We start from the raw sequence: 13,555 nt of genomic DNA on the forward strand, positions 1-13,555 counted from the left end.
GGTTTACTCAAAATATGCCTTGTTCAAGCAAGTAACAAGGTTACCTTCTAATCTCGACACTCGGATCGTCGATCGTAAACTTGTTCACTTCATCCACCAGCTCGGTCATCCGCAATTTCACCAGCTCCATCTCCTGCTGAATATCTACAATCGTCTTCTTGGTGTTGTCGGCCATCTCCAGCAGATCATCGACATCGGTATCGACACTTTTCGCCGTCTGCGATTGCTCGTTGGAAGCGGTGGCAATGCTAGCGTTAAATTCTGCTATCTCGTTCACCGTCACTATCAGGTTTTCAACCAACGACTTGGTATCAGACACCACTTCCTGAGTCTCGTAGCTGGCCTCACGGCTCTGCTGCATATTATCAAAAGAGTCCTTGGCATTTTGTCCGATACCGCTCAGCAACTGGCGAATGTCCTCAGTCGACTGCTTACTGCGCTGGGCCAGGGTACGTACCTCGTCTGCCACAACCGCAAAACCACGACCCTGCTCACCCGCACGTGCCGCCTCAATGGCCGCATTCAATGCCAGCAAGTTGGTCTGCTCAGAGATAGCATTAATGGTATCGAGAATTTCCGACACATTGCCCATCTGCTTCTCCAGTGTCTCGATACAATCGAAGGTCTGGTTGACACTCTCAAGCAATGTGGTCGTCGACGTAAATGATTGCTCACTATGTTTATGGCATGCCTCTGCATTGTTTTTCACCGAGTCCGTTCCGCGTTGAGCGTCAACAGTGATCTCGGCAACCTGCTCGCTGGTCTGGGCCATTTCTGTCATTGCGGTTGCGATGTTATCGCAGCGCAAGTGAGTCTGCTCGCTGGCATTGTGGGCTTGGTTGACCAGCTTCACCATCGCCACCATTTCTTTCTCTGTCTGGCTGGCCACCTGGTGGGCCTTATTCAGCGTCTCACCCAAGCTTACCGCCAGATGGTCAAAGTGCTGGGCAATTTCACCAAATTCATCCCGGTTTCCATCCGACAGACGGATAGTCAAATCTTTGTTGGACGCCATCTTGTCTAGCTGTGCCGTAAAGCTCTCGACCCTACGGCGCACATTGTTCACCACCCGAATCGTCAGCAAGATTAGCGGCAATACAATCAGCAACGTCACGGCGATATATACCATCCGCATCATGTTAGCATCGGCACTGTCCTGAACCGCTTTATCATTGATGGCCGCTGCTAAACTGTCACGTACCTTTTTCACCATACCGATACGCTCTGTCGCCAGCGCAAACCAGGCTGATGCCTCCGGGCCCTTAATTGCCGACAGGTTGCCTTTCTGAGCCAGATACTGCTGCTGAATATCCATAACCTGTTGCCAGGTTGAATTACGAGTACTTTCCTGCAACTGCTTAAGATGCTCTCCGGACAGCAACATCTCCGCCTGTCTTAGCGCATAGCTTTCCGCTTTAATGTAGGTTGAGATTTGCGCATATTTGTCTAGTGTTGATTTTTTCCCTGCGAAAGTACCATTTAGCGCACCTCGCGCCATACCGGCCTGCTCTTTGATAACCAGCAAGGACAGCAAACCTTGTAGCTCTTGCTTGAGCTCACGGTTACTCACCAGCGACATCACAATCGCTAAATTATCCAGCGATAAACGGTTCACATTCGAGTAATACGCGAAGGGAGAATCAACTAGGTTAAGGCTATCTACCTGAGAGCGAATATTTTGCCGCTTGTCCAGCTGTGCCTTGACCTCGCTTAGCAAAGTCGATACCACAGCAGGATCCAGACTTTCAGGGCGAAACGCCAGCAGGCTATTGTAGGCATCATCTGCGACACCACGCTGTTTTTGCAGAGCGTCACGCTGCTTGCCTTGTCCTTTTGCCGCAATCACACCGGCAGTGAGTCCACGTTCGACCGCAAACTGGTGTGCGACATTATCGTAGAGATTAAACAGCTCAACCGTTTCTTGGGAAAGCTCAGCATTGACTAGCTGTTCATTGGCATTTTTAATTTGTATCCCAATAAAAATGAGTAGCAAAAGTGTAGGAATAGCGAAGACAGTAATCAGCGTCGTCCGAATATTCAGAGCACGAGTAGGGTTAAACATGATGCAACCTTAACGTTATAATTATTTTCATTTCTTATACAAAATAGCAAAGGCAACAACTATGCCAAAATGCTTTTAGCGCATACTATAAGGAATTATGACCCAGCTCAAACCATACCTCTTGGCTTTAGCAATCCTTTTCAGCAAAGTTCTGTAAACCACTTATAAAACAGATCATTAGATGCAATGAATATGCATATTTAAGCTTATGTGGCACATAGTTTATCAATACAGGCGAGTATGCAATTTAAGTCAGTGCCCTGTGTCTAGGATTTGCATGTTAACACCGAGATAAATCAGTGTTAAAACACCCTAAGAAAAAACCATATAAATCATCAATACTATTATCGCCTGCCAATACTGCGCTACCTGCAACAAGCTAGCTATAGTTTGCCGCTGTTTTAAACGCTCAATAAACCATCAACACGCTGTGACATTTACCATAAAGTTACCCACTGTTTTTGTGGATAAACTTATTTATCATATAAAAAACATGAGCTTATCAATTGCAATGTTAATAATGGGATTTTTTTACCCTTTGTCATGGAATGAAATCATGCCACTCGCAGGGCACAATCTACCGCTTCAACCACCGAGTCGACACAGAGAAACGGCGCTTTGACCAATTGCTCATCATTGGGCTGATACTTGCCTGTTTTCACCAAACACGCTTGCAGCCCGGCCTTCAGCGCTCCTTCGACATCGCCGAAGACGTCATCACCTACCATCAGCATCTTATCTGCCGGTGCTGCTACTGACCTCACAACCTGGGCAAAGAAGTCAGCCGATGGTTTGCCTACAATAATCGCCTCGGTAGCAGCGGCATATTCTATCGCCCGGATAAACGGCCCGGCATCAAGGTGTAGCTTTCCTTCTGACTTGAAATAACGGTTCAGACCGATACCGATGAGCGGCGCTCCCGCATGACACAACTGGAAGGCCTTATCCAAGGCATGATAGTTAAAGCCTGCTTCGGCATCACTGATAAACACAGCATTAGGATCGGACTGATCGAGTTCGGCAAATTCAGATCGAATGTTGTCATGAAGCAAGCAATACGGTCGCCAGTGATGTTGCTTGAGCAATGCTTTGGCTGCCACTGACGCAGTAAAAATCTGTTCCAACTCCAACGAAAAGCCAAAGCGGATAAGGTCACGATAGATTTGCGTACAGGTTTTGCGGGAGGTATTGGTAACAAAGCGCACCTCGAGATCACTGTCTTGCGCTCGGGCGATCGCTTCTACAGCGCCGGGAATCTCTTGCTCCCCGTCATACAACACACCACTGATATCAAAAAACAGTGCCTTGTACATCCGTCGCTCCCTTTGCTTTAGGGTAATTATAGCCACGGCGCGATTCGACTACACTTAAGCAATCCCAATCTGTGGAATAGCACCTGCGAGTAGAAACACCACTCAGGAGGATTCCGCTATGCTATCCGATCAACAAGGTAATCATTTATCAGGCGCAACACCGGAAACGGTTGAGCTCTATAATCAGGCTGTCACCACCTTCAATCTTTATCGAGGCGACCCTTTTGCCCTGTTAGACAGTGCCACTGAACAGGCCCCGGGGTTCGGGATGGCTTTTATTCTCAATGCGTATCTGTATGCTATGGCGACAGAGCCAGCCGCTAATGCTGTGGCTCAACAATACCTTGAGAAGGCAAAAGCGCTCTCACTCAACAAAAGAGAGCACTCCCATATTGCTACCCTAAACCAATTACTCAGCGGTAACTGGACCGCCGCGGCCATTGCTCTGGATCACCATAATGCCGCTTACCCGCAGGATCTTGTTGGCTTACAGGTTGGCCATTTAATCGACTTCTACCGGGCTAATGCCAGGAACCTGCGCGATCGTATGGCCCGGGTATTAAAGCACTGGTCTCCAGATATTCCTGGCTACTCTATCGTACTTGGCATGTATTCGTTTGGCCTGGAAGAGTGCGGCCATTATGCAAAAGCAGAAGAGACCGGACGACAGGCTATTGCGCTGGAGCCCCTCGACTGCTGGGCACACCATGCTGTTACCCACGTGATGGAGATGCAGGGGCGGGTTCAGGACGGTATTGGCTGGATGACAACCAGAGAGCCTTACTGGTCTGGAGATGATAACTTTTTCAAGGTCCACAATTGGTGGCATCTGGCTCTCTATCACCTGGATCTGGGCCAACCCGAGGCCGCACTTGCACTCTATGACGGGCCGGTTCGCAAAGATCGCAGCAGTGTTGCCCTGGATATGGTTGACGCCTCAGCACTGCTATGGCGACTGGAATTGTCAGGCTGCGAAGTGGCAGACCGTTGGCAGGAACTGGCAACAATGTGGGATAAACACGCCGACGGCAAACTCTACCCCTTTAACGACTGGCATGCCGTAATGGCCTATCTGGGTGCCGATCGGCATGACGAAGTCGAACGGCTCCTGACAACCTTCCGGCAAGAAAACACCCCACGAAACGAAGTGGAGCTATGGGCACGACAAACTGGATTACCATTGATTGAGGGATTCAAGGCATTCTGGCATGGCGATTATAAAACCGCGACAGATCACCTCTACAAAGCCCGTTATATTGCCAATAGCTTCGGGGGTAGCCATGCCCAGCGAGATATCATCGACTGGACGCTGACCGAGGCTGCTCTGCGAGGTGGCTTAACGGATCTTGCAGAAGCACTCGCTAACGAGCGTTTGGCACTAAAACCCCACAGCGTTATGAACCTAAGCTTTCTTTCCAGGGCTTTATCCGCTCAGGAAAACTAGCGCACATTGGTTCAGTCACAGCCCGAGAAACCTCTCCAGGAAAACGAACAATGCCGCCCACTACTGGGCGGCATTGGATATGATTCATTTAATGTAGATGCTCAGTCGATTACCAAATATTGGTTTGAATCAAAACACTACCTATCACTCAGCTTAGTCAAACAACCAAGCAGCTCTTCTTCCTGAAGCTTGAGCAAACTCTGGGCAATCCGGGCTCGTACCTCCTCAGCATTATGGATTATCTCCAACATATGCTGGTCCCGTTTTTCTAGCAGCTCGATAGCCTGGCTTCTCAACATTTCTCCTCCGACAAATGCATCCAGTAATGGCCTGATCTCTTTGAGAGAGAGTCCAAGCAGCTTTGCTTTTTTAATGAGCCTCAGCCGTTCGACCGTTTCCTCTGAAAACTGCCTGTAGACTCTTGAGCCAGCCTGTTCCTCGCAGGAAGAGATCAAACCTATGGCTTCGTAATGTCTCACCAGTTCCTTTGAAACATCTGCCCTTTTACATAGCTCACTTACCCGCATTGATGAAAAAGCCCTTGACTGTGTTGTATACCACACAGTTTATCCTACCCATCCCACAACTTCACTTACTTCCAAGGGGACTCTCGTGACAAAATGTTGGTCTACGTCAGATATTTCTAAGCTCACAGATAAAATAGCTATTGTAACTGGTGGGAACACAGGATTAGGGTTTCAGAGCGCTTTAGAGCTAGCAAGAGCAGGTTGCCATGTCATTATCACTGGCCGAGATGAAAAAAAAGGCCAAGATGCCGTAAAGAGGCTGATAGAGCAGGTACCTCATTCACGAATAGAGTTTGCTATATTGGACCTAACGAGCCCGGATTCAATTGACCAATTTGCCTGTGATTATATCGAACGATATCGCCGTCTTGATATTCTGTTAAATAACGCGGGCGTGGTTAATCTTGAAAAACTACAGCGAACTCCCGCTGGTTATGAAATGCACTTCGCGACTAATCACTTAGGCCACTTTTCTTTAACTGGCCGACTACTCCCAGTTATAAAAAACACACCAAAAGCCCGAGTGGTTACAGTCAGTAGCGGTGGTCATAAAGTTGGTGAAATTAACATTGAAGACATTCATTGGCAAACACGCTCGTACAACAGAATAAAAGCTTACGGCGATAGTAAATTAGCCAATCTCCTATTTTCCCAGCAACTTCAAAGATACTTCTCGAAATATAATATTGATGCTTTATCACTGTCTGCCCATCCAGGACTCACTGGCACCGAGAGACAACAAAGTATTGGAGTGGGAGGGGTTATCTCGAAATATTTGGCATCCTCTGTTGAAACGGGCGTGTTGCCTCAACTTCGAGCGTGCTGTGACGACGAATGCCGCGGAGGTGACTATTTAGGACCGCGATTTGGCATCAGAGGTGCGCCAGTAAAAGCCAATCCAGATCCAAAAGTCAGCTCAATCGAACTGGCCGAAAAGTTATGGGCGCTCTCTTCTGATTTAACGGGAATACAGTACGACTTTGATTGATTCTGGTTTCGCGTATCAATTGCCGCCCTCTGATGGACGGCATTTGATTCGGCTCAGCCCTGAATTCATCCCATCTTGGCATAGGGAAATATTGAAACAAAGTCATGCTTCAGTGTTATGGTTTCGCTAAAATGCACGCATGTAATCCTGACAAGGGAAAAATCGTGAGTTCCAATAAGTCTTTCTCCGTAATGTTTTCTCAAGCCGTTGGCAGTTCCTATTTTCGTATTGGTCATGATCATTGGCACATTGAGGAATTACTTTCCCTGCAACACCTCTTGCTGTTAACAGCCCCAACAATCAAAGAAGGATTACTTTGGTGGAGCAAGTCGGTGTCATTGTACGACCGTTCAATCTATGTTGAACCAACCTCGCGATTCGACTGCCTATCGCTACACTTTCAATCACGAACAAACACTGAATTGCCTTTGTGGGTTCACTACCTGACCCAAGATTTACTCGAGCACATCTCCTCATTTACTAACTTAACGCATACTTGGCAGCAAACCCCCAGCAAACGCAACTCTTTAATTCGCAGCGAATACGGAGAGTCGCTGCTACTGCATTTTGACCATCAAGAAATTCAGGTTGGTGCGACCCCCGATCCCAAATTATATTCTCTCGCCAAACAGTTTTTCTTACTGCTACAGCACGTCCGTATTGAGAAAGAAGATCTGGTCTGTCGATTGAAAAAACATATCCATGATGACATCCGTTCACCTTTACGTTTATCCGACTTAGCGGTTCATCTCGGCTTATCACCCAGAACACTGCAACGGCGCCTACAGGAAAAACAGATCAACTTCACCACACTGGTTGATAACGAGAAAAAATCTATCGCTTTACGCCTGCTTGCCGATACACAAATAAGCGTTTCCAGTATCGCAAACCAGCTCGGTTATGATGACCCTTCGAACTTCCACCGCGCATTTCGAAAATGGTATCCATTTTCGCCCCAAGTGTACCGTGAGCAATGCCGAACCAATCGAGTCATCCAACAAAAGAATCCCATCAGGTTGCACTATGCGACAGCCGTGGTCGAATCGAGTACAGGCAAACAAGGCCAAAGTGGTCGAGTCTGGATTGAAGTTGATAACATCGCATTTGAAAAAAAAGTTGCGGTAGAATGTGAAGACAGAGATGGTGTCTGGCGCCGATACCCGGCCTTTTTTGATTACTTTCTGGCTGATGGCATAGAACTTTGGTCAACGGCAAATCTACCTGTCGCCCATCCATTGCGTTTTCGCTTATGTTACGAAGTCGACGGCAATCAATTCATCGATGATAACCTTCAACGCAACTTTCTTGTCGACGAGCCTATGTTGTTAGGTCATCCTATTATTGTCGTTCCAGTCCTTGTCGTGGTTCCCGAAATGAACGGTTTTCGTGTTGTTATACAGCTCGCATGCCGCCTGCCAGATATTGAGACCATCCATTGCCATATTGATACTCAAGAAAACAACCGCTGGGCAATGACAAAATCGGCCCAAAACCGTCACTTTTCATCGTGGTCTCTATCTACCTTTCTGACCGCCCCCCCTCAGAAATGTCATTTTGAATTCATTTCACAGCAAGGCGAACATCTACGCTGTGATAATTATCAACAAGGCTACCTATTCAACTCACCGCTGTCATAGCCACATTAATGATAACAAGCTCAAAATTATCGTCAGATGACACGCCACAACCAATAACTTGGCGCGAAGTGACACTCTCATCGTATTAAATTTCCATTACTGTTTACGCAGATTTGTAGACGGGAAATTTAAACGTGAAACATAACAAACATAATTCATTGAATAGTATTAAGTTTTTGTCATTATCGATAGCACTTGCTCTTACCGGTTGTCACTCAGACAGTAAGGCCATCGAAAAAGACAATAACACTGTGGCGCCAGTTGATAGTCATATTGCATCACCTGACTGGCAAGACCAGATCATCTACTTCTTGATGATCGATCGATTTAACGATGGTAATAGCCAGAATAATGACCAAGGCCAGAATGAATATGATCCGGCATCAGACAAGAAGTTCAGCGGTGGCGATCTACAAGGCGTAACCGAGCAACTTAGCTACATCCAAGATTTAGGAGCGACCTCTATCTGGATCACTCCCCCGGTGGCGAATCAATGGTGGGATTCTGAACAAAACTACGGCGGTTATCATGGCTACTGGGCGCGTGATTTTCAAAAAGTGGATGAGCATTTCGGGGTCCTAGAAGACTATCAAGCGCTTTCTCGTGAAATACACAGCCGAAATATGTACCTCATTCAAGACATTGTAACCAATCATGTTGGTAACTTTTTTACCTACGATAACCCGTACAATTATGATGCTTCAAACCCTTGTACCGGTTTCCGTCTCATTGATAGTGCATTGGCTGCGAACCAATCCCTACCATACCCATTGAATCAGAATCAGTGCAAAGAAGACGGTACAGGTAGTTATCATTGGACACCAAGCATTACCGATCACAATAATCCGATACAAGAAAAAACATGGCAACTCTCTGATTTGGATGATCTCAACACCTCGGATCCAGAAGTCAGAAAATACCTAAAAGAAAGCTACCGCAAATGGATCAAAGACGTCGGTGTAGATGCATATCGAGTGGATACCGCAAAGTTTGTCGATCACGATTTCTGGAATGATTTTTTCCACAGTGAAGACGGCGTCTTATCGCAAGCCAAAGAAACAGGTCGTGATAATTTCCTGACCTTTGGTGAAGTCTTTGAAGCCTCGACACCGTACCAGACAGAAGGAGAAGAAAAAATGCTCACCTATATTGGTGAAAGTGGCTCTCCGGCTCAGTTAACATCTGTTTTAAACTTCCCTCTGCAGACCACCATGACCCGTGTTTTTGCCTCAGGCCAACCAACGGATTATTTACGCTTTCGTCTAGAGCGCATGATGGAAATGTTCCCTAACCCTTACATCATGCCTAACTTCATCGATAACCATGATATGCCGCGCTTCTTGTCCCAGGCTAGCCCGGAAGATATGAAGCAGGCTTTGATTACCATGATGACAGTACCCGGTATCCCGGTTATCTATCAGGGTACTGAGCAAGCCATCGTCAACAGCCGCGACAGTATGTTTAACGGCGGCTACCGTACAGACGGTCAACTTACCGATTCTTTCGATTCAGACAATGAAATGTACCGATTTATACAATCATTGGCCCAGCTTCGTACTGACAACAAAGTCTTAACGCGAGGTGAATTGAAAGTCATCGCCAGTGATAAAGCGGGAGCCGGTATATTCAGTTTCACTCGCCGTCTAAATGATGATGAAGCGTTCGTTGTCATGAACACCTCTTCATCCCCAATGTTGTTAAACCAGCTAGATCTAGATCAAGGTGCAGGAGCGGTTTTTGAACGGAGAATTCAATCTAACTGGCAAGCCGCACCAGAAACACTCACAACCAATAGTCATGGTGAAGTCAGCCTTGAACTTGCACCAAAATCTGCAGCGATTTATTTCAAAACAGCCAGAGCAGGTAATGCCGACACCCCGAAGGCAACCGTCGAGCTAAATGACGACTGGAAAGATACGGTAATAACACAAAACACCGAAATTACCGGGACAGCCACACCCAATGCGATGTTGAAACTGGTCGTCGATGGTAACCTGGCCGTGGCAAAAGACATACCTGTTGATGCTAACGGAGATTGGAAAACGACAATTTCAATCCGTCATTTTGCCATCGGAGAGCAACAGCACCGCTTTGCGATTTACTACCCAGAAGCGAAAACTGGAACAAAAGATATTGCGTTTACTTCTGATCTGTCATGGGCAGACACACCCAAGAAAATCATTGATGATGCAGGCGATGCCCAAGATGGAAGTGGCGGACCATACGGTTCATATTCTCTACCCACAGACCCCTCTTTCAATAAAGACAAGAACCAACTCTCGATTGAAAAGGCAGAGGTTTATACCGTAGGCAGCAACGTTCGCTTAAAAATGACCATGGATAACGTCACCAACAGCTGGTTACCGCCCAATGGCTTTGATCATGTCGGCTTTTCTGTTTTTCTTGGCTTGCCTGATGAAAGTGAGAAGGGCTTAACCACTCTGCCTAAGCTTAATGCCGAAATACCCACTGGCACTTGGAACCGAAACGCCGTGATATTTGGCTGGCAAAGCTCAATTTATAATTCAACCGGAGCAGACTCACTAACATGGGGAGAAGCAGTCTCACCCGCCCCTGTTGTCACGGTCGATAAGGCTAACAGAGCCATTTATCTCGATTTTGCCAGTGATGCGCTTGGCCGCCCCGATTCGCTAGACGGTATCACCATCTATGTCACGACCTGGGATATCGACGGATTATCGGCCGTCTACCGTCCGCTGGATACCCAAAAAGGACCGTGGAATTTCACTGGTAACGATAGTTCAGAACCCAAGATTTGGGATGACCTCCCCATCATCACTTTAAGTGAGTAAAAACTAGAACCTTTGCTATCAAATAAGAAATGCCGCCCCTGACGGGCGGCATTTGATAGTGCTTCTTTGGCAATAGAAGCTTGGTTGTTTACCAGATCTTAGAGACGTTAATCGTCACTGTATCACCGTTTTCAGACTGATCGGCCACCTGGAACAGGATGCCGTAATGCGGCGTCAAACGACCTGTCGCAGGACGAAGCGGGTTGGAGTAATCTTCCCAGTCAACGAACATCGGATTAGCAACAACGTATGGGTCGGTCAGTGTTCTGCCTTCCCTGTCGACAAGATCGATTTGCTGCCCCGGCTTGCTGTTAAAGGCCGCATCACGCACCTGGTAGCGCGACGTTGCAGGTGTGCCGTCACTCCAGATCTGCGGATTACGGTCAGCATCAACCACGCCTAACCAGCCTTCGCCCGGATGCGAGGCAACGCCGTTGTCAGTGTGCGACGTATCGACATACCAAACCATCATACCGGCATCAAACGTCATGATGTGATTATTACGGTTGATCCGGCTCAGCCCTAAATCGACACCTTTGTGCTGGCGCCACTCGACAAGATAATAGTGCTCATAATCAAAATTACCGTCATTAAGTTCGACACCGGCATAGGTCACTTCCGGGTGCACGCTTTCAGCATCTAGCAATAGGGTATTCTGATCGTCCGCTGCGACAGTGATGTTATCAACCCAGAAACCGTTCTTGATCAAACCGCCATCCGTCATGTACTGAACGCTGATCTCAATCTGCTGTCCGGCAAAAGCGCTCAAATCGAAGGTTGCATCAGTCCAGCCATCGGACTTGCCGGTAAAACCAATTCCGAATCCGATTTCATTCGGATCATTGGTGGTTGTGATCGAGCCGGCTATAGGCTGGCCATTAACCAGGATCCGGCCATAATCGAAATCATCTTCGATATCGTAGTGGATCTTGAACGACAACGCCGCCTCTGCCGCTGCAGTCAGATCAACAGCAAAAGACATCACATTGTTCAGGTTATTGCCTCGGCCCGAGTAGAACGAATTAGTGCCGATCGGCGCTATCAGGTTAATACGCTTCGGAGGCAGATTGACCCGCAGGTAATCATTGTTAGGTCCTTTCATTGCAGCCTGATCTAGCACATATGGCTTCGGTGTTGCCGCCAGATCCGCAAACTCAATGGTTTCACCGTGTAGCCAGTTACCCCCAAGGGAATTTTGCAGGAACTGACGCGCCCACGGGCTAAACCCTGTCGGTTCTGTACCCGGGATCAGGCCAGCCCATGAACCGGATGACATAATAGACCAGTAGGAAACCGGCTCTCCTGGCGGCGTGCCATACTCATCCTTGCCATAGACAGTATCATATTCATCAGGCAAACCCAGATCATGGCCATATTCATGCGCGGCAACTCCCGCCGCGGCATCGATTGGCTGGATGGTGTAATCGTAAGCTGCCATTAACCCGCCCCAGTTTGGTACACTGGCTTGGGTACCTTCAATCGCAAACACGCCCCCCAGATTCCAACGATGCGACCAGATTGCATCAGATCCCAGGTTACCGCCGCCGGCTTCCTGTCCGACACCAGAATGGAAGATCATGATGTGATCCACCAGGCCATCCGCTTCGCGATAATTACCGTCTCCGTCGAGATCATAACGGTCTTCAAGGTCATAGTCAGCCAGGTTAACCGACGGATCAGCTGCTGCGGCAACCAATGCCTCACGTACCAGTGCCCGTGCATTAACATCATTATTGGAACCCTGCTGCGCACCATAGAATGCCGCCGGATGCTGTGCCTTGTACCAGCCAGCCACATCTCCAATCTGGGTATAGGAACCACCACTTTGCTGGTTATAGAACTGCACCATGGAAATCAGGTTCTTGCCGTTACTGCCGGTATAACCATCCGGGCCAAACAACATGTTCTGATAATGGCTTGGGGTATAGTCTTGGTAATAATTCGACGTTTCTTCCGGCGTCACCTTATTCGCCGGGTAATCAGGAAACTCAATCAAGATAGCTAAGATTTTGTCCTGAACCACAGGGCCGTTCCAGGCACTATCCGGGCTAAACGCAGACTCTCCGGCGGTCTGAGCCTGGCCCGATACCTGCTGATGCCCGCTGCTCATCAACTGAAGCAAGCGATCTTTGCGCTTTTGCTCAAACTGAGCCAGCTCACCCGGTTCACCACTATGGGTATGGTTCGCTTCAAGATACAGGTGAAGGGCTTTTACCGCCTCCGTTTCATTGGCATCCGCCGGAATTTGCCCACCCGCTTTGAGCATGCTAATGAGCTTATCCTGATTGACGATACCCAGGTCAACAGAGTGGTGATGCTTATGTGGCGCGCCGATAGCAGTAGCAGAAACGCCTGCCAGCAGTACACCGAGCGCTACTTTATTTAGCGCACTGCGAAAAACGCTGAATTGAGTGATCATTATCTAGTCCTTTATGTAATGAAGACAATCGTAAGCAGCTTCTTGCCAACCAGGCTGGAATACGCTGACTGCGAACGAATGCTTTTTCGAAAGTACTTGATATTGATCTTTTTTTTCAAAGCCTTACACAGAGTTTGCGATGAGTCAGAGAGTTTTAATGAACTAGAATGTATCTTAAAATCAAGGTGTTAACGAAACAATACTTTACTGTGAAGCAATATCGCAGCATTTATTTCCAAACATACATGCAATCAATGAAATTAGAGAAAGATAAAACAATGGAAACTTAGTCGATAAAACTGAATAGGCATTCCTTTCCCAACAATCACTCCGATAAAAAACAATCTATAAG

Annotated in this window: 8 protein-coding genes; 4 read left to right on the forward strand and 4 right to left on the reverse strand. The window is 47.5% G+C overall.

Features of this window, described 5'->3' with window-relative positions; all coding sequences use genetic code 11:
* Window positions 1–40 precede the first annotated feature (40 nt).
* Both L4D19_RS02770 and L4D19_RS02775 read right to left on the reverse strand, forming a co-directional pair.
* Window positions 41–2,062 (reverse strand): methyl-accepting chemotaxis protein, encoded by a 2,022-nt coding sequence (locus tag L4D19_RS02770; RefSeq protein ID WP_428451082.1) that lies wholly within the window; start codon window positions 2,060–2,062, stop codon window positions 41–43.
* A gap of 554 nt (window positions 2,063–2,616) precedes the next feature.
* A complete protein-coding gene (locus L4D19_RS02775; RefSeq protein ID WP_428451083.1) occupies window positions 2,617–3,375 on the reverse strand; it encodes a TIGR01458 family HAD-type hydrolase in 759 nt (252 codons plus the stop codon).
* A 118-nt stretch (window positions 3,376–3,493) separates the two neighbouring features.
* Here L4D19_RS02775 and L4D19_RS02780 point away from each other — a divergent pair, with 118 nt between their 5' ends.
* A complete protein-coding gene (locus tag L4D19_RS02780; RefSeq protein WP_428451084.1) occupies window positions 3,494–4,819 on the forward strand; it encodes a tetratricopeptide repeat protein in 1,326 nt (441 codons plus the stop codon).
* Window positions 4,820–4,956: 137 nt separating this feature from the next.
* Here the strand turns inward: L4D19_RS02780 and L4D19_RS02785 are convergent, their stop codons facing one another.
* Window positions 4,957–5,382 (reverse strand): MerR family transcriptional regulator, encoded by a 426-nt coding sequence (locus L4D19_RS02785; RefSeq protein ID WP_428451085.1) that lies wholly within the window; start codon window positions 5,380–5,382, stop codon window positions 4,957–4,959.
* Window positions 5,383–5,431: 49 nt separating this feature from the next.
* Here L4D19_RS02785 and L4D19_RS02790 point away from each other — a divergent pair, with 49 nt between their 5' ends.
* The 3 genes from L4D19_RS02790 (at window position 5,432) to L4D19_RS02800 (ending at window position 10,784) form a co-directional block, all read left to right on the forward strand.
* The gene (locus tag L4D19_RS02790) at window positions 5,432–6,334 is read left to right on the forward strand and encodes an oxidoreductase (protein ID WP_428451086.1); all 903 of its coding nucleotides are present in this window, start codon (window positions 5,432–5,434) and stop codon (window positions 6,332–6,334) included.
* A 164-nt stretch (window positions 6,335–6,498) separates the two neighbouring features.
* The gene (locus L4D19_RS02795) at window positions 6,499–7,971 is read left to right on the forward strand and encodes a helix-turn-helix domain-containing protein (protein WP_428451087.1); all 1,473 of its coding nucleotides are present in this window, start codon (window positions 6,499–6,501) and stop codon (window positions 7,969–7,971) included.
* A gap of 134 nt (window positions 7,972–8,105) precedes the next feature.
* Window positions 8,106–10,784, forward strand: a complete 2,679-nt coding sequence (locus L4D19_RS02800) for an alpha-amylase family glycosyl hydrolase (protein ID WP_428451088.1) — start codon at window positions 8,106–8,108, stop codon at window positions 10,782–10,784.
* An 88-nt stretch (window positions 10,785–10,872) separates the two neighbouring features.
* On the opposite strand, the gene L4D19_RS02805 is transcribed toward L4D19_RS02800, so the two are convergent.
* Window positions 10,873–13,203 carry an immune inhibitor A domain-containing protein gene (locus L4D19_RS02805; RefSeq protein WP_428451089.1) on the reverse strand — a complete coding sequence of 777 codons (2,331 nt, stop codon included), beginning with the start codon at window positions 13,201–13,203 and terminating at the stop codon, window positions 10,873–10,875.
* Window positions 13,204–13,555 lie beyond the last annotated feature (352 nt).

The sequence above is a fragment of the Photobacterium kasasachensis genome (assembly GCF_050336885.1).
Lineage (GTDB): Bacteria > Pseudomonadota > Gammaproteobacteria > Enterobacterales > Vibrionaceae > Photobacterium > Photobacterium kasasachensis.